The sequence below is a fragment of the Phaeobacter sp. A36a-5a genome, from assembly GCF_037911135.1.
GTDB lineage: Bacteria > Pseudomonadota > Alphaproteobacteria > Rhodobacterales > Rhodobacteraceae > Phaeobacter > Phaeobacter bryozoorum.
In genome coordinates this window covers 237,016-257,233 of record NZ_JBBLYU010000002.1, presented here as the reverse complement: position 1 = coordinate 257,233, position 20,218 = coordinate 237,016, and the positions used below count along the sequence as shown (strand labels likewise).

At 59.8% G+C, this 20,218-nt stretch carries 21 protein-coding genes and 1 tRNA gene; 10 read left to right on the top strand and 12 right to left on the bottom strand.

Translation table 11 applies throughout. From position 1 onward, the window contains the following. Positions 1 to 38: 38 nt before the first annotated feature. From rplL to rplK, 4 genes are all read right to left on the bottom strand, one after another. Positions 39 to 413: a 50S ribosomal protein L7/L12 gene (gene rplL, locus WLQ66_RS11855; RefSeq protein ID WP_340546576.1), complete on the bottom strand. Its 375-nt coding sequence runs from the start codon at positions 411 to 413 to the stop codon at positions 39 to 41. Between the two features lie 81 nt (positions 414 to 494). Further along, positions 495 to 1,013: a 50S ribosomal protein L10 gene (rplJ, locus tag WLQ66_RS11850; protein ID WP_340546575.1), complete on the bottom strand. Its 519-nt coding sequence runs from the start codon at positions 1,011 to 1,013 to the stop codon at positions 495 to 497. A gap of 443 nt (positions 1,014 to 1,456) precedes the next feature. Next, on the bottom strand, positions 1,457 to 2,155 hold the full coding sequence (rplA, locus tag WLQ66_RS11845) for a 50S ribosomal protein L1 (protein ID WP_340546574.1): 699 nt from the start codon (positions 2,153 to 2,155) through the stop codon (positions 1,457 to 1,459). A 1-nt stretch (position 2,156) separates the two neighbouring features. Further along, complete coding sequence (gene rplK / locus WLQ66_RS11840) at positions 2,157 to 2,582, bottom strand: 50S ribosomal protein L11 (protein ID WP_014876029.1); 426 nt, start codon at positions 2,580 to 2,582, stop codon at positions 2,157 to 2,159. Positions 2,583 to 2,886: 304 nt separating this feature from the next. Between rplK and WLQ66_RS11835 the strand changes: the two genes are divergently transcribed. Next, positions 2,887 to 3,165, top strand: coding sequence for a DUF6525 family protein (locus WLQ66_RS11835; RefSeq protein ID WP_340546573.1), 279 nt, complete (start codon positions 2,887 to 2,889; stop codon positions 3,163 to 3,165). Between the two features lie 108 nt (positions 3,166 to 3,273). Here the strand turns inward: WLQ66_RS11835 and nusG are convergent, their stop codons facing one another. Further along, positions 3,274 to 3,807 (bottom strand): transcription termination/antitermination protein NusG, encoded by a 534-nt coding sequence (gene nusG, locus WLQ66_RS11830; RefSeq protein ID WP_014876030.1) that lies wholly within the window; start codon positions 3,805 to 3,807, stop codon positions 3,274 to 3,276. 243 nt (positions 3,808 to 4,050) lie between these two features. Beyond that, on the bottom strand, positions 4,051 to 4,248 hold the full coding sequence (gene secE, locus WLQ66_RS11825) for a preprotein translocase subunit SecE (protein WP_008560174.1): 198 nt from the start codon (positions 4,246 to 4,248) through the stop codon (positions 4,051 to 4,053). Between the two features lie 245 nt (positions 4,249 to 4,493). On the opposite strand from secE, the gene WLQ66_RS11820 reads away from it, so the two are divergent. Next, a complete protein-coding gene (locus WLQ66_RS11820) occupies positions 4,494 to 6,686 on the top strand; it encodes an O-linked N-acetylglucosamine transferase, SPINDLY family protein (protein WP_340546572.1) in 2,193 nt (730 codons plus the stop codon). A 190-nt stretch (positions 6,687 to 6,876) separates the two neighbouring features. On the opposite strand, the gene WLQ66_RS11815 is transcribed toward WLQ66_RS11820, so the two are convergent. Further along, positions 6,877 to 6,952: transfer RNA gene (locus WLQ66_RS11815), tRNA-Trp, on the bottom strand. Between the two features lie 152 nt (positions 6,953 to 7,104). Here WLQ66_RS11815 and WLQ66_RS11810 point away from each other — a divergent pair. Beyond that, positions 7,105 to 7,797, top strand: coding sequence for a lysophospholipid acyltransferase family protein (locus tag WLQ66_RS11810; protein ID WP_340546571.1), 693 nt, complete (start codon positions 7,105 to 7,107; stop codon positions 7,795 to 7,797). A gap of 186 nt (positions 7,798 to 7,983) precedes the next feature. On the opposite strand, the gene tuf is transcribed toward WLQ66_RS11810, so the two are convergent. The 3 genes from tuf to WLQ66_RS11795 all read right to left on the bottom strand — a co-directional run bounded on the left by tuf (position 7,984) and on the right by WLQ66_RS11795 (position 12,524). Continuing rightward, positions 7,984 to 9,159: an elongation factor Tu gene (tuf, locus tag WLQ66_RS11805; RefSeq protein WP_340546570.1), complete on the bottom strand. Its 1,176-nt coding sequence runs from the start codon at positions 9,157 to 9,159 to the stop codon at positions 7,984 to 7,986. 276 nt (positions 9,160 to 9,435) lie between these two features. Next, positions 9,436 to 10,047, bottom strand: coding sequence for a hypothetical protein (locus WLQ66_RS11800; RefSeq protein WP_340546569.1), 612 nt, complete (start codon positions 10,045 to 10,047; stop codon positions 9,436 to 9,438). Between the two features lie 128 nt (positions 10,048 to 10,175). Beyond that, entirely contained in the window at positions 10,176 to 12,524 is a 2,349-nt protein-coding gene (locus WLQ66_RS11795) for a DNA topoisomerase IV subunit A (protein ID WP_340546568.1), read from the bottom strand. Positions 12,525 to 12,837: 313 nt separating this feature from the next. On the opposite strand from WLQ66_RS11795, the gene WLQ66_RS11790 reads away from it, so the two are divergent. From WLQ66_RS11790 to WLQ66_RS11765, 6 genes are all read left to right on the top strand, one after another. Further along, the gene (locus WLQ66_RS11790; RefSeq protein ID WP_340546567.1) at positions 12,838 to 13,551 is read left to right on the top strand and encodes an SH3 domain-containing protein; all 714 of its coding nucleotides are present in this window, start codon (positions 12,838 to 12,840) and stop codon (positions 13,549 to 13,551) included. Positions 13,552 to 13,584: 33 nt separating this feature from the next. Continuing rightward, positions 13,585 to 14,415 (top strand): SDR family NAD(P)-dependent oxidoreductase, encoded by an 831-nt coding sequence (locus tag WLQ66_RS11785; protein ID WP_340546566.1) that lies wholly within the window; start codon positions 13,585 to 13,587, stop codon positions 14,413 to 14,415. 67 nt (positions 14,416 to 14,482) lie between these two features. Beyond that, on the top strand, positions 14,483 to 14,689 hold the full coding sequence (locus WLQ66_RS11780) for a twin transmembrane helix small protein (RefSeq protein ID WP_040176068.1): 207 nt from the start codon (positions 14,483 to 14,485) through the stop codon (positions 14,687 to 14,689). A 3-nt stretch (positions 14,690 to 14,692) separates the two neighbouring features. After that, positions 14,693 to 15,265, top strand: a complete 573-nt coding sequence (locus tag WLQ66_RS11775) for a cob(I)yrinic acid a,c-diamide adenosyltransferase (protein WP_340546565.1) — start codon at positions 14,693 to 14,695, stop codon at positions 15,263 to 15,265. A 310-nt stretch (positions 15,266 to 15,575) separates the two neighbouring features. After that, positions 15,576 to 16,334, top strand: coding sequence for an electron transfer flavoprotein subunit beta/FixA family protein (locus WLQ66_RS11770; protein WP_340546564.1), 759 nt, complete (start codon positions 15,576 to 15,578; stop codon positions 16,332 to 16,334). Then, positions 16,334 to 17,260, top strand: coding sequence for an electron transfer flavoprotein subunit alpha/FixB family protein (locus WLQ66_RS11765; RefSeq protein WP_340546563.1), 927 nt, complete (start codon positions 16,334 to 16,336; stop codon positions 17,258 to 17,260). Before WLQ66_RS11770 ends, WLQ66_RS11765 begins: the two co-directional genes overlap by 1 nt. Before the next feature lie 80 nt (positions 17,261 to 17,340). Here the strand turns inward: WLQ66_RS11765 and WLQ66_RS11760 are convergent, their stop codons facing one another. Next, positions 17,341 to 18,162 carry a DUF6473 family protein gene (locus tag WLQ66_RS11760; protein ID WP_340546562.1) on the bottom strand — a complete coding sequence of 274 codons (822 nt, stop codon included), beginning with the start codon at positions 18,160 to 18,162 and terminating at the stop codon, positions 17,341 to 17,343. Between the two features lie 155 nt (positions 18,163 to 18,317). On the opposite strand from WLQ66_RS11760, the gene WLQ66_RS11755 reads away from it, so the two are divergent. Further along, the gene (locus tag WLQ66_RS11755; RefSeq protein ID WP_340546561.1) at positions 18,318 to 19,193 is read left to right on the top strand and encodes a 3-hydroxybutyryl-CoA dehydrogenase; all 876 of its coding nucleotides are present in this window, start codon (positions 18,318 to 18,320) and stop codon (positions 19,191 to 19,193) included. A 120-nt stretch (positions 19,194 to 19,313) separates the two neighbouring features. Here WLQ66_RS11755 and WLQ66_RS11750 read toward each other — a convergent pair whose 3' ends face one another. Continuing rightward, positions 19,314 to 20,204, bottom strand: coding sequence for a lysophospholipid acyltransferase family protein (locus WLQ66_RS11750; RefSeq protein WP_340546560.1), 891 nt, complete (start codon positions 20,202 to 20,204; stop codon positions 19,314 to 19,316). Positions 20,205 to 20,218 lie beyond the last annotated feature (14 nt).

The window sequence follows — 20,218 nt, the reverse complement described above, 5'->3', positions numbered from 1 at the left end:
TCGAAACCGACACCCCATGTTGTCCCGTATCGCGTAGCTTAGGCCAGTTCGATCTCGGCGCCAGCTGCTTCCAGCTTGCCTTTGATGTCTTCGGCTTCGTCCTTGCTGACGCCTTCTTTGATCTTGCCGCCAGCTTCGACCAGTTCTTTGGCTTCTTTCAGACCAAGACCGGTGATGCCGCGAACTTCTTTGATCACGTTGATTTTGGATGCGCCAGCATTTTTCAGAACGACGTCGAATTCGGTCTTTTCTTCTTCCGCTGCGCCACCGGCGTCGCCGCCAGCTGCCATGACAACGGCGCCGCCAGCTGCGGGCTCGATGCCATACTCATCCTTCAGGATGGTTTTCAGTTCTTGTGCTTCAAGCAGGGTCAGACCAACGATGTCTTCTGCGAGTTTCTTCAGATCAGCCATTTTATCAGCTCTTTCCGTTTACAGTGTGTGTGTTCCAACGTGCGGGCATATGCCCGACGCCAGTCATTCAGTGCCAACCGCTTACGCAGCTTCCGCCTTCTCTTCGATGGTCGAAAGGATGCTTGCGATGTTGCTTGCAGGTGCGCCAATTGCGCCAGCGATGTTGGAAGCAGGTGCGCCAATGCAGCTTGCGATCTGAGCAATAAGCTCGTCGCGCGAAGGCATTTTCGACACGGCTTCAACGCCGGCACGGTCCAGAGCGTTCTCACCCATCGCGCCGCCAAGGATCTCGAACTTTTTGTTCTCCTTGGCGAAATCCTCGGCCACCTTAGCGGCGGACACGGGATCTTCGGAATAGGTCAGTACGGTCATCCCTGTCAGCAGGTCAGACATGCTTTCACACGGCTTACCCTCGAGGGCGATTTTGGCGAGCCTGTTCTTGGCAACACGCACGGAGCTACCGGCGTCGCTTGCACGCGCCCGCAGATCCTGCATCTCTGCAACTGTCAGACCGGCATAGTGGGCTACGACCACCACGCCAGAGCTTTCGAAGATCTGGCCGAGTTCCTCGACCACTCTCTCTTTCTGGGCTCTATCCACAGTTCTCTCCAAGTTTAGGGACACTTGCGCATCCCGGCTCATTGATGTGCCGAACATTGCTGCCCGGCGTTCAAGTCCGTTTTAACGGGGTGAGCCAAAATCACCCGAGGGTAGGAATTCCCTCGATCCTTTGGTCGTTCCCGTCTCAGGAGGGAAATTAAGACCCGATCGACAGGCCACCCACCATCTTGGACGAAATGAAATAAAGCGCACGACGAATCGCACGCTTTATCTCGGGGTCGTAGTTAGTCCCATTTTTAGGGATTTCCAAGGGCAAAATCGTCCGAAAGACCACCAAGGCCAGGATCAGCCGAGATCGCCACAATGACACCCCCGAAAAGGCAAAACCGGGGCCCCCATCAGGGACCCCGGTCTATCGTCAATGCGGCGTTTCTGACACATGCGACTCGGCGCACTGTCAGCCCTCGCCCCGCCTGCCGAGATTACTCGGTAACAGCGGTTTCCACGTCAACGGTGACGCCCGGACCCATAGTGGAGGACAGAGCGATTTTCTTCATGTAAGCGCCCTTGGCACCCGACGGCTTTGCCTTGGCAACCGCAGAGATGAAGGCACGTACGTTTTCGATCAGCTTGGCTTCGTCGAAGGAAGCTTTGCCAACGCCAGCGTGCACAACGCCGCCTTTTTCAGCTTTGAACTGAACTTCGCCACCCTTGGCTGCTTCCACGGCCGCTTTCACGTCCATGGTCACGGTGCCTACCTTCGGGTTCGGCATCAGGTTGCGGGGGCCAAGCACTTTACCCAGACGACCAACGATAGGCATCATGTCAGGGGTTGCAATGCAGCGATCGAAATCGATGGTGCCGCCCTGGATGGTTTCCATCAGGTCTTCTGCACCGACGATGTCCGCGCCAGCTTCCTTGGCTTCGTCAGCCTTCGCGCCACGGGCGAAAACAGCAACGCGCATGTCTTTGCCGGTGCCGTTGGGCAGGCCAACCACGCCGCGAACCATCTGGTCTGCGTGACGGGTGTCAACGCCGAGGTTCATGGCGATTTCGACGGTTTCGTCGAATTTTGCGTTTGCGTTTGCCTTGATCAGGGCAACCGCTTCTTCCACCGACAGGTTGTCCTTGCCAGCGAAAGCTTCGCGCGCAGCGCGGGTCCGTTTACCGAGCTTAGCCATCTTACTTCACCTCGATGCCCATGGAGCGGGCAGAGCCCAGGATGATCTGCATCGCGGCTTCGATATCGTTCGCGTTCAGATCTTTCATTTTTGCTTCGGCGATTTCCTTCACCTGAGCAACGCTGACGGTGCCCACGGTTTCGCGCGACGGGTTGTTCGCGCCGGATTTCACTTTGGCGGCCTTCTTCAGGTAGTAAGACGCAGGCGGCGTCTTGATGTCCATGGTGAAGGACTTGTCCTGATAGTAGGTGATCACGGTCGGGCACGGCGCGCCGGGCTCCATGTCTGCGGTCTTGGCGTTGAATGCCTTGCAGAATTCCATGATGTTGATGCCGCGCTGACCCAGTGCCGGACCAACCGGCGGGGATGGATTTGCCTTACCGGCGGGCACTTGCAGCTTCATCGTGCCAACAAGCTTCTTAGCCATTTGGTGTTCCTTTCAACTCGGGTGAAACGCGTTTCACCCTATGTATGTTGCGTGGTCCGATATCAGGATCGCGATCCCTCCATCTCCCACGAGAGAATCTCGCCCGAAGACGATAGAGGCGGCATGTATAGGGGATTGCGGGGGTTGGCAAGTGGGGACACCAGGCGATTCAACATGACCAACTGGCCTTGCCAGAGCAACTACAATGAGCAACCGGCTTGCAGATGCATATGTTATCACATAACAGTCACTGAAACGGTCTCCCTATAGAAACCGGCGTCGACACCTGAGGAGGAATCCGATCATGTCTGGAAATCTTGGTCGCACCAGCCTGAAGCGCTCGCAGAAGCGAAGCAATCCGATGCAGGACTACGACCAACTTCCCCCAGACCTGCGTAGATGGATTTCTTCTGCCGCTTTGCCGTGGAGTGCGATCTCCGTTGAACGGACCTTCAGAAAGGCTTTGTCTCGAACTGGTGACAGGGCCCGTGCGTTGCATGAGCTAAGTCGGATTGAACACAAGCTGACGGTAAAGGATGCGCAGAAGATATGGGGCGCCGAGCATCCAAATGCCCGAAGATAGGGCTACAAAGGATCAGGGCTGTTGCCCGCCGAAAACCAGCCCAGCCACGAACAAAAACGCCGCGATGCAGATGCAACGCGGCGCCTTGAATTCTACCGGAAAGGGCTATTACCCCTGCTTGGTCACCTGAGTGAAGTCCAGCTCCACCGGGGTCTCGCGGCCGAAGATCGACACGGTGACCTTGAGTTTCTGATTGTCGTCGTCGACGCCTTCGACCATGCCGTCGAAATCTTCGAACGGTCCGTCGTTGACCTTGACCTTTTCGCCCACTTCAAAGGAGATGAGCGTGCGCGGCGCTTCTTCGCCTTCCTGAACGCGGCCCAGGATGCCCTGCACTTCGGCATCGCGCATCGGCATCGGACGGCCCTGCGGGCCGAGGAAACCGGTGACGCGGTTGATCGAGGAAATCAGGTGATAGCCGCGGTCGGACATTTCCATATGCACCAGCACGTAGCCGGGCATGAAGCGACGCTCTGTCGAGACTTTCTTGCCGCGACGAATTTCGATCACCTCTTCGGTGGGGACCAGAACTTCGTCGATTTCGTCTTCCAGACCCTGCTCTGCGACCGACGTGCGGATCTGCTCTGCGATTTTCTTTTCGAAGTTCGAAAGAACGCTGACCGAATACCACCGTTTCGCCATGAACCTGATCGTCCTTGTGTCTCTTGGCCGACAAGTGCGTCGGGCCACTGCTAAAATAAGATACAGCCTTGGGGCTGCGCTCTAACAAAAAGCGGCGCGCGACACGAATCGCCACACGCCTACGTCAGAGTTAGTCGCTCACCTACCGCCCCGGGAGTCCAAGATCAAGAGGTGAGCCGCCAATTGCGAAGCCAAGCTGCCCTTCGCCACAACGGGTTGCGCGATCGGGGCTGCCAGACGGGTTTAGCCGAACATGCCCAGAATGCCCTCAAGCCCAAAGCGGATCAGGATATCCACGATGGCAAAGAACACGGCCGTCAACGCCGCCATGACAAACACCATCACGGTGGTCAGCAGCACCTCACGGCGGGTCGGCCAGACGACCTTGGAAACTTCGGCGCGAACCTGCTGGATGAACTGGACGGGGTTTGTGGTGGCCATGAGGCGGGGTTCTCTCTGCTTGCAATCAAGCAGCGATTTAACCGCAGACCATGGCAATTTCAAGCCCTGCTGCACCTTCACCGATGGCTCGGGGCGGGTTCTTCAGGTCCGCGCCGCAGCATCCGCCGAGAAGCAATCAATTCTATCTTAATTTTCGCGGGCCATAAATATCCGCCATGGGGCACCGCAGATGTCAGCACATCGCGCCCTGCCCGTTACCGAGCGCGATTATGAGATAGGATTCCATGACCCTCGCACAGAACGATCAGCAGGCGACCAGCCTGAGCCAAACCACCCCGGCAGGGGCTGCCACCCAGCGCGAAGCGCAGGCAACCCCGCCGCTGACAATGCAGATTTCCAGCAAGCTCTCTGGCCGTAGTCGGCGGCTGCCACCGCAAGACAATGCGAAGCTGGACCCCGAACATCAGGAGCAACTGACCGCGCTGTTTCAGCATGGACATTTCCAGCAGGCCGCAACCCGTTGCGCAGAGCTGCTGAACAGCCATCGGAGATCAGCATTTCTGTGGGAACTGCTGGGCCGCTGCCATCTTGCGCAGACCGCCCTCGATGAAGCGGCGACCTGCCTGAACAAAGCCTGCGAGCTGAACCCGACCTCCGCCACGACCTTTGCCGCGATGGGTGATGTCTACCGGCGCCAGAACCGGCCAGTGGATGCGATTGCCCTGTATAAAAAGGCTCTGATACTGGATTCGACCTGCCTGCCCGCGCTCAACAATCTGGGCAACACGCTGCTGGAGCAGGATCGCATCATCGAGGCCGATCAGTGTTTCGCCACCGCGATTGATCAAGCGCCTGACAACGCGCAACTGCTTTACAACCGTGCCAATATCCAGCGTCAGCTGGGGAACATGGGGATCGCCCGCGATCTCTATGGTCAGGCCGCGCGCTTTGCCCCGAACTTCCTGGAAGCGCGGTACAACCTTGCCCAGCTCACCGGTATGATCGGCCAGCAGAGCGAGGCGATCCGTCATCTGGACCAGATTCTGCTGGCCCGCCCCAATGACGATCGCGCCCGCGCCCAGAAACTGCGCCTGATGGCGGAGCTGTGCGATTGGCGCTGGCTGGACGAATATCAGGAGCACCGTCGGCACCTTGGGCTGCGTGGGTCCGCCTGCGCCCCGCAAGCGCAGATCGCGCTTGAGGACAATCCAGACCTACTGCGCATCCGGATGCAGGCCCATGCCAGCTCCCGCCCGCAATCTGACCCGGCGCCGCAACGGCCGAGGGCCGAGACACGCCCACAGCGGCTGCGTGTCGGCTATTTCGTCAGCTCGGCCCAGGATCTCGATGCGCTGCGACTGCTCGACAGCCTGCTGGCCCGCCACAATCAGAGCCGATTCGCGCTTTACGTCTATGCGGCCAGCGCACCGCGCGCGGATCTGGTCGGCGTCCACCACCGCGATATCCGCGGACTGTCCGCAACCACCATCAAGACACAGGCCGTCGCGGATCAGCTGGATATCGCAATTGAACTGACCAGCTATACCCACGAAGCCGACGCAACCGTGTTTTCGGCCCGGATCGCGCCGGTACAGATTGCCATGCCCGGTTTTCCGGGCACCATGGGCACTCCGGCGTATGACTATATCCTCGGCGATGCGGTTACCTGCCCGCCCGGCAGCGAGCGCTATTTCGAGGAACACGTGATCCGCATGCCGCACAGCTATCAGAGTGTTACAGCTCTGCAGGACCTCTCCGGCCACCAGTTCAGCCGACGCGACTGCGGCCTGCCCGATGATGCCTTCGTCTTCTGCAGCATTACCGCTAGCCATGCGCTAACCCCACGTGAATTTGATATCTGGATGCGCCTGCTGGCCCGTGTGGAGGGCAGCGTTCTGTGGCTCCCGGACTACCCAGAAGAGGCACAGGCTGCACTGCGACAGGCCGCAAGCGACCGCCGTGTCGACCCGGATCGCGTGATCTTTGCCGCCGCCAGCACCGGCGAGGAGCGTATGGCGCGCAGCATGGTCGCAGATCTGTTCCTGGACAGCTTCACCCTCAATGCCGGTCCGGCAGCGCGCGACGCACTGGCTGCCGGGCTACCGGTGCTGACAATGGCGGGGCGCCAGTTCGCTGCCCGCACCACCGCAAGCCTGCTGGCCGCTGCCGACATTGAAGACCTGCTGACCACCACGCCCCAGGCCTATGAGGCACGGGCGCTGGAACTGGCCGAGGACCGGGATCAGCTGCTGGCACTGCGCAGCAAACTGCGGCTGATGCAGACGAAAGCACCGCTGTTTGATACCACGCGCTACATGCGGGATCTGGAACGCGGGCTGGACATGGTTTTTGCCCGCCATAGCGACGCACTGCTGCCACAGCATGTGACGGTTCCGGCCGAGGATGTGGTGCCTGCAAAACCAACCGACAGTTACAGCGCGGCACAGACCGCAGGCACGCCCATTCACGCCGCCTGATCAGGGCAATCTTCACCCTGAAACCCAACGCTTCCCCCGCCCCAGAAAGGCGGCGGAGGCGTTTTGTCTTCCATATGGACTGGATCCGACGGGACCGATCCACAACGAGAGAGAGCGGACAGGCGCAGCTGCGGGGCAGCCAATCGAAATGAGCCCCGAGCTAGGATGTCTTGTGTCTGAGATGAGAGAGTGGCAGGGGCATCAGGGTTCGAACCCGAGACCTACGGTTTTGGAGACCGTCGCTCTACCAACTGAGCTATACCCCTACGGTGCGGCAGTTCCTAAGCCAGAGCTGCGCGGCTGGCAAGAGGGAAATCAACGAAATCGCCCGGATTTCCGCCCGTCCTCCCGCGATGACTGGCCCCACTCGCCATGCTTCAGTATGACAGAGAAAAATGTCCAGAGGAAAGATCCCAGAGTGAGCCTGCGCAAAAAGATCGCCGACAGTCCGAAAGTGAACCGCGCCATCGAGGCCCTGCTGGCGGGATATGTGCGATTCGCCCATCGCACCTCGCGCTGGGAGCGCCGCGGGTTCGAGGAAATGGATGCCTGTGTCGCCTCTGGAGAGCCGGTGATCTTTGTGCTCTGGCACCAGCGACTGATCATGGCCCCCTATCTCTTTGACACCTCTCTGGGCCGGATCTGCGCGCTGACCTCCGCCGCCCGCGCCGGACGGCTGGCGGGACAGATTCTGGTGCGTCTGGGGTTTGAGACCATCCCGATGTCCAGCCACAAACGCCATGTGGCGCTGTCCCGCGAAGTCCTGCGCCGCACCAAGGAGGGGTGTTCTATCGGCATTGCCGCTGACGGACCAAGAGGGCCGGCTCGCATATCCTCGGGCGTACCGATCACTTGGGCGCGGATGACCGGATGCCGTGTGTTCACTGTCGCGTTTGCAGAACGGAAAGTGATTAAGCTGCCAACCTGGGATCAGCAGATGCTGCCTCTGCCGTTCTCACGTGGTGTTCTCCTCTGTCAGGAATGGACGGATGAGGTGCCGAAGAAGCCAAGCGATGAGCAGGTTGAGACGCTGCGGCTGAGCCTGCAGGCTTCGCTGGACAAGATTACGGACACGGCCGACCGGGCCGTCGGGCAGCCTCCGCGCAGATAGACATGGCCAAAGGCCTGGCGGTCAGGTCGCCCCCTGCCCTGTTCCAGCGTCATCGCATAGAAAAAGGCCGCCCCGGTTGGAGCGGCCTTTCTATTTTCTCACCCGTGCGGGCTGTCGGTGATTTCCCTGCGGAAAACCACCTGTCACCACTCACCACAGGCCAGAGTTTCCGTTGGAAACTCGACCTTAGTCGGTGATTTTCGACACAACGCCGGCGCCGACGGTGCGGCCACCTTCGCGGATCGCGAAGCGCAGGCCCTGCTCCATCGCGATCGGCGCGATCAGTTCAACGTCGAACTTCAGGTTGTCGCCGGGCATAACCATCTCGGTACCCTCGGGCAGGGTCACGGTGCCGGTCACGTCGGTGGTCCGGAAGTAGAACTGCGGACGGTAGTTCGCGAAGAACGGGGTGTGACGACCGCCTTCTTCCTTGGTGAGGATATAGGCCTCAGCTTCGAACTTGGTGTGCGGCTTCACGGAACCCGGCTTACACAGAACCTGACCACGCTCAACGCCGTCACGGTCAACACCACGCAGCAGCGCGCCGATGTTGTCGCCTGCTTCACCACGGTCCAAGAGCTTGCGGAACATTTCCACACCGGTACAGGTGGTGGTGGAGGTGTCACGGATACCAACGATCTCGATCGAGTCGCCAACGTTGATCACGCCGCGCTCAATACGACCGGTCACAACGGTGCCACGGCCGGAAATCGAGAACACGTCTTCGATCGGCATCAGGAACGGCTGGTCAACAGCGCGCTCAGGCGTGTCGATGTAATCGTCAACAGCCGCCATCAGTTCCTTGATCTTGTCGGCGCCGATCGCGTCGTCACGGCCTTCCATCGCCGCCAGAGCGGACCCTGCGATGATCGGGATATCGTCGCCCGGGTAGTCGTAGGAAGACAGCAGTTCGCGGATTTCCATTTCGACCAGCTCCAGGAGCTCTTCGTCGTCGACCTGGTCCACTTTGTTCATGAACACGACCATCTTCGGGATGCCAACCTGGCGGCCCAGCAGGATGTGCTCGCGGGTCTGCGGCATCGGGCCGTCAGCAGCGTTCACAACCAGGATCGCGCCGTCCATCTGCGCCGCACCGGTGATCATGTTTTTCACATAGTCAGCGTGGCCGGGGCAGTCGACGTGGGCGTAGTGACGGCCTTCGGTCTCATATTCCACGTGCGCGGTCGAGATGGTGATGCCGCGGGCTTTCTCTTCAGGTGCGCCGTCGATCTGGTCGTAGGCTTTGAAGTCACCGAAATACTTGGTGATCGCTGCGGTCAGCGTGGTCTTGCCGTGGTCAACGTGGCCGATGGTGCCGATGTTGACGTGCGGTTTTGTACGTTCAAACTTTTCCTTAGCCATTCTGTAGGCGCCCTTTTGAATTGGGGGTCGAAACCCGACCCGAATTTCCTCTGCGCGCGCGGCTTATTTGGTTTATAGGTGAAAATCAACCCGTTCCTGTGCGTCCTGTCGCAAATCACCGCCAGATCATGAACCACAGGCCACAGAGTTGCCGCCACAGGGGAATGGCAACAGGGTTCATTGCATCGGGCATGATCGGCCATGTCGGTGTCAGGGGGTCGGCCGGTCAGAGCCTGGCGGAAACGGATCTGGATCCACCGCGCGCGTGAGGCGGAATCAGCCCGCCGCGGCTACCGGTGGTTCTGTCACCCCGGTGGTGCGCGGTTGGTCAACCTGTCCGGAGGTCTGTTCGGGCCCGAACCAGCCCTCATCCTTGCGCTGCTCGACCAGCCAATCCTCGATCTGGCCCACGGCGTTGCGCGCCAGTCCCCGCATCTGTTCTTCGCGGGTCCGGGCATGACCGGATCCCACCAGGAAACTGTCTGCCGTTGTTGTCTCAAAGACGGTGAATTTCTTGACGACCTTGTTCAGTTTGGCACCTGCGGCGTCGTCCCAAACGGTCACATTGACCGCCAGAACCGATTTCGGGCTGAGCACGAGGGGTACGCCGCCGGGGGCGACAAAATACCCTTCAACGCTGATCCCGAAATGATAGATCTTGTCGCCCTGATACTGGCTGAAGCGGGCATTGACCTCATTGGTGAGGATATCGACCCATTCCTCTTTTGAGACTTTCCGCGACCCCGGCACCATCTGAACCTTGGATGCGATGACGATGTTATGACCCAGCCTGAAGTTCCCGAGTTCCTCCAGCGGTTCGTCCGGCGCAGCGGCGGTACAGGCGGCGACAGCGACCATGGCGGTCAGGAGGGTAAAGATCCGGATCATAGCAGTCTCATTTCAGTTAGAAGACATCCCCAGATAGCCGCGCGGTACGGAACCGGTAAAGCCGTCATGGCCCTACGGTTCCACCGGGTGGCGCTGAGGTCACAGGTGCAGGGCAGCCACATCTGATCCTATTTGAACTTGTAGTTGCGCGGGAACCCGTAGGGCGGCCGTTTGCCGACACCTGCGCGCTTGCCCAACCACTGGCCCAGATCGGTTTCATGACGGGTCTTGCCACCGCCCATTTCCCAGCTGAGACCGTCATCCCAGTTGAACGTGGTGACATCGCTCAAACCGCCATCCAGCTCCAGCGACCCCTGCTTGCCACGGGCCATATTGTATTTCTGCAACCGCACGCCCTTGCCACGGGACAGCTCGGGCATTTCCTCAACCGCGAAGACCAGGAATTTGCCATTCTCAGACACCACTGCAACGTGATCGCCGATCACGGGGATGCAGATCTTGGCACGGTCGTCATCCTTGACGTTCAGCACCTGCTTGCCGCCGCGTGTCTGGGCAACGATATCTTTCTCGGCGCAGATAAAGCCGTTGCCCGCATCCGAGGCGACCAGCAGGCGACCGTCTGGATTGTGGATCAGGATATCGACAATCTCGACCTCATTCGGCAGATCCACCATCAGGCGCAGGGGTTCACCCATGCCGCGCCCGCCGGGCAGGTTGGACGCGGAAATCGTATAAAACCGCCCGTTGGACGCAAAGACCAGAAGCCGGTCCGTGGTTTCTGCATGGAAGATGAAGCGAGGGCCATCGCCATCCTTGAACTTCAATTCCCGGCCCAGGTCGATATGGCCGGTCATGGCGCGGATCCAGCCCATCTGCGAGCAGACCACGGTGATCGGTTCGCGGTCGATCATCGCTTCGAGCGGCACATCTTCGACTTCGCCCGCCTCGGCAAAGCGGGTGCGACGCGGACCGCCCTCATAGGATTTGCCAAACTGCTTCTTGGTGTCCTTCAGCTGTTCGGCGATGCGGCTCCACTGGAGCTCCTCGGAGGCCAGCAATTCGACCAGACCGGCGCGTTCTTCCTGTAGGGCATCGCGTTCGCGCACCAGTTCGATCTCTTCCAGGCGACGCAGGCTGCGCAACCGCATGTTCAGGATCGCTTCGGCCTGGACTTCGCTCAGCTCTCCAGGCCCGGCGGCGGGCGAGATATAATCGGCTTCGGTGTAGGCGCGCGGGTGATCCAGCGCCCAGTTCTCGCGCATCAACGCGGCCTTGGGATCATCGTCATAACGGATGATATCAATCACGCGATCCAGATTGAGGAAAGCGATAATGAACCCTTCCAGAACCTCGAGCCGGTGATCGATCTTGTCCATCCGGTGCTGCGACCGGCGCTGCAACACGTCGCGACGATGATCAAGGAAGGCGCGCAGCACCTCCTTCATCGAACAGACCTTGGGGGTCACGCCGTCGATCAGCACGTTCATGTTCAGGCTGAAGCGGATTTCCAGATCCGAATTGCGGAACATCATGTTCATCAGCACTTCGGGATCCACATTCTTGGACTTCGGCTCAAGAATGATGCGGATATCCTCGGCTGATTCGTCCCGAACATCGGCCAGGATCGGAATCTTCTTGGTCTGGATCAGCTCGGCGATCTTTTCGATCAGCTTGGATTTCTGGACCTGATAGGGGATTTCGGTAATGACGATCTGCCACTGGCCACGGCCCAGATCCTCAACCTCATGGGTACAGCGCAGACGGAAGGATCCGCGCCCGGTGTTATAGGCCTTGGCGATATTTTCGCGTGGCTCGACAATCACGCCGCCGGTCGGAAAGTCCGGTCCCGGCACGTAGTTCAACAGCGTGTCATCACGGGCATCCGGGGTCTTGATCAGATGCAGGCAGGCATCGATCAGTTCGCCGATATTATGCGGCGGGATATTGGTCGCCATGCCCACCGCGATACCGGCCGCACCATTGGCCAGGATATTCGGGAAGGTTGCGGGCAAAACAACCGGTTCGGTCAAACGCCCGTCGTAATTGTCACGGAAATCAACGGCGTTCTCGCTCAGCCCGTCCAGCATCGCCTCGGCCACAAAGGTCATCCGTGCCTCGGTGTAACGAGAGGCCGCCGGGTTATCGCCGTCGATGTTGCCAAAGTTGCCCTGCCCGTCGACCAGCGGATAGCGGACGTTGAAATCCTGCGCCAGACGCGCCATCGCGTCGTAGATCGCCGCGTCGCCGTGGGGATGGAAATCACCCATGGTGTCGCCGGAGATCTTGGCCGATTTCAAAAAGCCGCCCGTTGAGGTGAGACGCAGGCGGCTCATCGCGTAGAGAATGCGGCGGTGCACCGGTTTCAGGCCATCGCGGGCATCGGGCAGCGCCCGGTGCATGATGGTGCTGAGAGCATAAGTCAGGTACCGCTCGCCAATCGCACGGCGCAGCGGCTCCAGTATTTCTCCGGTTGCGGGGGAATCGGGGGTGTCTTGATCATCTACCAGGTCGGTCATGCTCTGGTGATACTGCCCCCTCCGGTCTTGGTAAAGCGGGGCCGTGCGAAAATGCGGAGTTACCCCCATATATCGACCCGACCACAACCGGCAGGGTCTGCCCGTCGCCCGACCACCGCCCGTACGACCGACAAAGCTGGCTTGGGGGAGAAAGTCGCCACCTCTCCCCTACTACGACTCGAAAAACTGCTGTAAGATCTAAGTTAAGCAGGAACAATCTGTGCAGCGGGTGCGTATTACCTGCAGCCGAGCGAATGCTCGATAATCATGAATTTGCACAGGTTTTCAGGCTGATCCTGGGGGGGATTTGTATATGTCACGCTTTGTTATCGCATCATTTCTGTTTTTGGGCTGGGGTTTTTACGAAGCCAGTGGCGGCGCTGATTTTGAGCCGCCCAAAGGCCCCTCTGCTGCCATCGACATCGCCAAGGCTGCTTTTGGCAGTGATGTCGACACCAGCGACACCGCAGCGCGCCGCACCGCGGTGACCGCAGAATCGCTGGTCAGCAAGGTGGCCCTGCGCGTGCCACAGACCGCAGCTACAACCTCAATGAACGCAAAATCGCCGCGCCCCTCCGCAGACCCCAATCTGCGTTCGCGTGTCGCGATGGCGCAGATCGCAGCCGTTGGTGAGGGGCTGAGCAACAGTGACGCTGCATTTTCCGTAGCCCAGGCTGCGGCGCCCGCCTCTGCGCGGATACCGGGTTCGGGCGATACGGCAACGGTGCAGCTGGCCTCGCTGTCGGATGGGCTGTCGGGGCAACCCCTGATTCAGGCCGCGCTCGAAGCGGATGCCGCCGAATTGAACCCGGCCGAACCCGCAGAAGACATCCGCACCATCACTGCAACCCGCGTCAACATGCGGACAGGCCCCGGCACGGTTTACCCGATCCTGGATCGGCTCAGCAACGGCGAGAAAGTCACGGTTGTTGAGGACATTGGCACCGGCTGGCTGCACCTGCGCACCGTAAAAGACGGCAAGGTTGGCTGGATTGCGGCTTCCCTGGTGAGCAAGAAACGCCCATAAAGCGCCGGTACAGGTGACCGCGCGAGGGGTTTTATGCAGAAAACGATCCTGATCACAGGCTGTTCCTCCGGGATCGGTCTGGATGCTGCGCATGGTATGCGCGAACGTGGCTGGACCGTGTTCGCCTCCTGCCGCAAACCGGTCGACTGCGACAGGCTGCGCGCGCAGGGATTTGTCAGCCCGCTGATGGATTACACAGATGCAGAAAGCCTGCGCAGCGGTCTGGCAGAGGTGCTGGAGCGCACCGGCGGCACGCTGGACGTATTGTTCAACAATGGTGCGCACGGGCTGCCCGGCGCTGTTGAGGACGTCTCGACCGAAGGGCTGCGCAGCATCTTTGAAAGCAATGTCTTTGGCTGGCACGAGCTGACCCGCAACGTCATCCCGGTGATGCGCGCACAGGGGCACGGGCGGATCGTTCAGAATTCGTCGATCCTCGGTTTTGTGAGCTTCCCCTGGCGCGGCGCCTATGTGGCGACCAAACACGCCATCGAAGGGCTGACCGATACCATGCGGGTTGAGCTGCGCGACAGCGGCATCAAGGTCATTCTGATCGAGCCCGGCCCTGTGACGTCGAAGATCCGCGAAAAGGCCATTCCCCATTTCGAGAAATACGTCGATTGGGAGAACTCCGCCCTGCGCGACCGCTATGAGGCCAGCCTTCTGAAGCGGCTCTATGAAAGCAATGGACCAGACAGGTTCGAACTCCCGGCATCCTCAGTCACGGCCAAACTGATCCATGCCTGCGAGAGCCGACGGCCACGTCCGCGTTACTATGTCACCGTGCCGACCCATATCGGAGGTGTGCTAAAACGCATCCTGACCACGCGCGCGATTGACCGTATCCTCGCGCGGCTTAGATAGCTGATGCGCGGCGGGCCCTGCCATGAAGGCGGCGGCTGTCGCGGCAAGAAACAAGGAATATGAGAAGATGGGCGATCCGCTCTACATCCTGGCGATTGCTGCGATCGCCGCAACCGTCATCGTGCTGGTAATCGGCATTGGTGGCTTCGGCGCCGGCGGCGCCTTCAATGCCAGAAATGCCAACAAGATGATGCGCCTGCGCATCCTGTTTCAGTTCCTCGCCGTGGTGTTCATCCTCGGATATGTCTATCTTCGCGCTCAGGGAGGTCAGTAAATCATGGTCGTATTGAACAAGATCTACACCCGTACCGGCGACAAGGGCGACACCGCTCTTGGCAATGGAGACCGCGTTGCCAAACATTCCGCGCGGGTCAATGCCTATGGCACCTCGGACGAGCTGAATGCCTTTGTCGGGGTGGCGCGACTGGAGGCCGATGGTGAGATGGACGCGGCGCTGGCGCGTATTCAGAATGACCTGTTTGACCTGGGCGCGGACCTCTGCCGACCTGAAATGGACAAAGATGCCAATGCCGAATACCCGCCACTGCGTGTTGCCGATGCACAGGTTGCGCGTCTGGAGGCGGAAATTGATGTCATGAACGCCAATCTCGCGCCTCTGCGCAGCTTTGTGCTGCCCGGCGGCGCAGCTCTCTCCGCACATCTCCATGTATGTCGTACCGTGGCGCGCCGCGCCGAACGTCTGGCAACCGAGCTTGCCACGCAGGAGGACATCAATCCGGCAGCGGTGAAATATCTCAACCGGCTGTCCGACTGGTTCTTTGTTGCGTCGCGTGCTGCCAATGACAACGGCGCGCGCGATGTGCTCTGGGTGCCCGGCGCCAATCGGTAAGCGCCGCAATGACAATACCCCACGCGCCCGGCCGAGCGGCGCGTGGCAGAGCTGGTCGGTGATCGCATAGCGCTGCGGCAACCTGTCCCATCGAGATCAAGCACCGGTATAGCTGCCGCTGCGGCAGTGCAGCATTATCGGCGAAACATTCCTGCAAAACTGCTAATGCAAACCGTCAGACGCGACGTCGGAGGGCGGTAACGTGACGATTTTGCCCTGTTGCGGCGCAATCTAAGCCGCTATCAACATCGCGAGAGCATGGAGGAGAGTCGCCCCGGCGGCTTACCGTTTGTTAAGGAGAGAACGCAAAATGAAGGTACTTGTGCCTGTCAAGCGCGTGATTGACTACAACGTGAAGGTCCGCGTCAAAGCGGACGGCAGCGGTGTCGATCTCGCCAACGTCAAAATGTCGATGAACCCGTTTGACGAAATCGCCGTCGAAGAGGCGATCCGCCTCAAGGAAGCCGGCAAAGCTGATGAGATCGTCGTTGTCTCCATCGGTGTGAAGCAGGCGCAGGAAACCCTGCGGACCGCGCTCGCCATGGGTGCCGACCGCGCGATCCTGGTTGTTGCAGCAGATGACGTGCATACCGACATCGAGCCGCTGGCCGTTGCCAAAATCCTCGCCAAAGTGGTCGAGGAAGAGCAGCCCGGCCTGGTTCTGGCAGGCAAGCAGGCGATCGACAACGACATGAATGCCACCGGTCAGATGCTGTCGGCGCTTCTGGGCTGGTCGCAGGGCACCTTTGCCTCTGAGCTGGACATCGATGGCGATAGCGCCGTTGTGACCCGCGAAGTGGACGGCGGCCTGCAGACCATCAAGGTGAAGATGCCCGCCATCGTCACCGTTGACCTGCGCCTGAACGAGCCGCGTTACGCTTCGCTGCCGAACATCATGAAGGCCAAGAAAAAGCCGCTGGACGAGAAAACCGCCGCCGACTACGGCGTCGATGTCTCCCCGCGTCTGGAAATCATCTCCACCACTGAACCCGCAGCCCGTGCCGCAGGCATCATCGTGGGCTCCGTGGATGAGTTGGTCGGTAAACTCAAAGAAGCGGGGGCTGTGTAATGGCTGTTCTTCTCCTTGCCGAAGTGACCGATGGCGCCCTGGCGCTGGACGCAACCGCAAAAGCCGTGACCGCGGCAAGCAAGCTGGGCGACGTGACCGTTCTGGCCGCTGGCGCCTCTGCGGCAGCAGCCGGTGCAGAAGCCGCCAAGATTGCAGGCGTGTCGAAGGTTCTGGTTGCTGAAGACGCCTCGCTCGGCCACCGTCTGGCGGAACCGACTGCTGCGCTGATCGCCTCGCTGGCATCCGACTATGAGCACATCGTGGCGCCTGCGACCACTGACGCCAAGAACGTCTTGCCCCGCGTTGCAGCCCTGCTGGACGTGATGGTCATTTCGGACGTATCCGGTGTTGTCGATGGCGACACATTCGAGCGTCCGATCTACGCAGGCAACGCGGTTCAGACCGTAAAGTCGCGCGACGCCAAAAAGGTGATCTCGTTCCGGACATCCACCTTCGACGCGGCTGGTGACGGCGGCTCCGCCTCCGTTGACACCATTTCCGCTGCCGAAAACCCCGGCCTGTCCGAATGGGTCGAGGACAAAGTCGCCGCCAGCGATCGCCCCGAGCTGACCTCGGCCGGTGTTGTTGTGTCCGGTGGTCGTGGTGTTGGGTCCGAAGAGGACTTCAAACTGATCGAAAACCTGGCCGACAAGCTGGGTGCGGCGGTTGGCGCCTCCCGCGCGGCCGTGGATTCGGGCTATGCACCGAACGACTGGCAGGTGGGTCAAACCGGCAAGGTCGTGGCGCCTGAGCTTTATGTTGCGGTTGGGATCTCCGGCGCAATTCAGCACCTGGCAGGCATGAAGGACTCCAAGATCATCGTTGCGATCAACAAGGATGAAGAGGCTCCGATCTTCCAGGTTGCCGATTACGGCCTGGTGGCCGACCTGTTCCAGGCCGTGCCCGAGCTGATCGAAAAACTGTAAGCGCATCGCGTAAACATGTGAAAAGCCCGCGACATCTGTCGCGGGCTTTTTTTTGTTTCCAACAACCTTTCGGGTCGCGATCAGTTTCTGAGGCGGGGTTGCAGATACTGCGCCACCTGCGCCGCAATTCTAACATGCTCCTTCGGGCCGACCATTCGCTGGGCCGACGGCAGGTCAAGCTGTCCGTAGAACATGCCGTCAATGTCTGCGGCATCCCGCGCGGTATGGACAGGGATCTCAACAACCCCGAGCACACGCGCACGCAGTGCATCCACCATCGGCCGGTCAACCAGCGCAGGCTCATGTCCAAACAGGGCCTGATGATCGACGTCGTAATGGATCCAGAGCAAAGTCACCTCCCCATTAAGCGCCGCGATCAGCTCTCCCATACGGTCAACCCAGGTCTCTTGCAGATGATCGCGAACGGTTTCGTAACGGGTTCTGCAACAAGATCGGAGCGCGCTCAGCAGGTGCTTGTTAAAGTGATACTCCGTGAAATCCATTTCCGGATACAGATCCCGCAGCGGCTCATGAGCGCATAAGAACCTGTCATTGCGCCGGGGATGAACCTTGTAATAGCCGTTGGAGATATTCTGTGCCCCCAGCACCTGGACAAGAGATGCTTCGGCCTTGCGGGCAATATCCAGAATATCCGGATCGCTCAAAAAGCTGTCGACCCCGGCATTCACGCTGCCAAGGTTTACGCAGGGGCGCTGTAGAATCGTTTCTGCTTCGGCCACGAAGGGACGTTCGACAAAGCGTCCAAAGACCTCTGTGCCGCCGATAAATGCCAAATATGGTTCAGTCAGATTACGCGCCGGCCCGCGGACCAATAATTTCGAGCCCGCATAGCTGCAAGGCTCGCCCGCAAGCGCTGTCGCGCTCTTGAGTTCATAGCTCATAATACCCACCAAATTTCACCCGAGACTCACTTAATCCGAGATCCGTTGACGAATTGCTAATGCTCAACTTTGCCTAAAAACCCGGCCAATCGGCCTTGTGCCGCCCACGGACCCGCCAGTATGATCCGCCGGAAAACTCCCAAGAGGCATGAGCGATGGACATCCAGAAAATAGGCGTGATTGGTGCAGGCCAGATGGGCAATGGCATCGCACATGTGATGGCGCTGGCAGGCTATGATGTTGTTTTGAATGACATAAGCCAACAGGCCTTGGACAGTGCCGTGAATGCGGTGAAGAAGAACCTGACCCGGCAGGCCAGCAAGGGCAAGATTGAGCAGGCGGATGTTGACGCTGCACTAGGGCGCATTTCGACAACGTTAACGCTGGCGGATGTCGGCAAGACTGATCTGGTCATCGAAGCGGCGACAGAACGCGAAACGGTGAAGCAGGCCATTTTCGAGGATCTGCTGCCGCATCTGCTGCCGCACACGATTCTCACCTCCAACACCTCGTCGATCTCGATCACCCGACTGGCCAGCCGGACCGACCGACCGGAGCGTTTCATGGGGTTTCACTTCATGAACCCGGTGCCGGTCATGCAGCTGGTCGAACTGATCCGCGGCATCGCCACAGATGAGGCCACTTTCTCGGCCTGTCACGCGGTGGTGGAAAAACTGGGCAAGACCGCAGCAAGCGCGGAGGATTTCCCCGCCTTTATCGTCAATCGGATCCTGATGCCGATGATCAATGAGGCGGTCTACACCCTGTATGAAGGCGTGGGATCCGTGAAATCCATTGATGAGTCGATGAAGCTGGGCGCCAATCATCCGATGGGACCATTGGAGCTGGCTGATTTCATCGGTCTGGATACCTGTCTTGCCATCATGAATGTACTGCATGATGGTCTGGCGGACACCAAATACCGCCCCTGCCCGCTGCTGACGAAATATGTCGAAGCAGGCTGGCTGGGCCGGAAAACGCAACGCGGGTTCTATGATTACCGGGGCGAGATCCCAGTGCCGACGCGATAGGCGGATATCTCAGAAAGGGGGCGCTGCCCCCTTCGCAGGCGAAACCGTCTGCCAGACGGTTTCCGGGAAGCCTGCTCATCCCCCGGGATATTTCCAGCCAGAAGATGACGCGCGGCGGCTCTAGCCCGGCTTACCGAGCGACAGCGTATGTTCGCGCAGCCAGGCCATAAAGCCGCGCGGATCGCTCTGCAGCTTTTCCATCTGCGCATCGCTAAGGGGTTCTCCGACAACCGGGCTCTGCGGCTTGTTGCAGGATCGCACGATCTCATGCAGCAACAACCCCTGACGCAGGATCGGCGAGACCTGATTGGCAATCTGGTACCAGCGAGAATTGCTGCCCGGAAAAAAGATGGGCACCACACGCGCGCCGGAGCGGCGAATGAGCTGGGCGGTGAACACGTTCCATTCCCGCTCGATTGCGGGGCCGAACCAGCTGTCCGAGGACATCACCACACCGGAGGGAAACAGCGCGACCACGCCCCCCTCTTTCAGATGTGCCATCGTTTTGGCCCGCATTTCGACCATCTTGCTTTGTGCTTCGGGGTCATGGGGAAACGGGACCGGGATCATAAAAGAGGTTGCCGCCTCGTCCAGGCCGGTCAGCACGGAGCGGGTCAGGATGCGATAATCCTGACGCACCCTGCCAATGAGATCCGCAAAGATCATCCCATCGACCATCCCATGCGGGTGATTTGCAACCACCACCACCGGCCCCTCTCGCGGGATGCGCAGGATTTGCTCCTGCGGTGTTTCCAGATCGATTCCCATGACATTGAGGGCACCGCGCCAGAATTTCTGGCCCCGGTATTCGGCGTTGCTGCGCTCGAACCGGCGCACCATCCTGAGGATCGTCAGCTTGCCCGTGCACCATTCGATGGCGCGGATCGCAAAAGACGTCCAGCGGTCGTCAAAGGAATTGGCGTAGGTGAGAGTCCGGCGGTCATAGATCTCGCCGGTCTCTTCGGTCCCTGGCGTCGCGCCAGCGTCGCGATCATGCGCAGTATCCGCCAAGTGCCTTGTCCTGT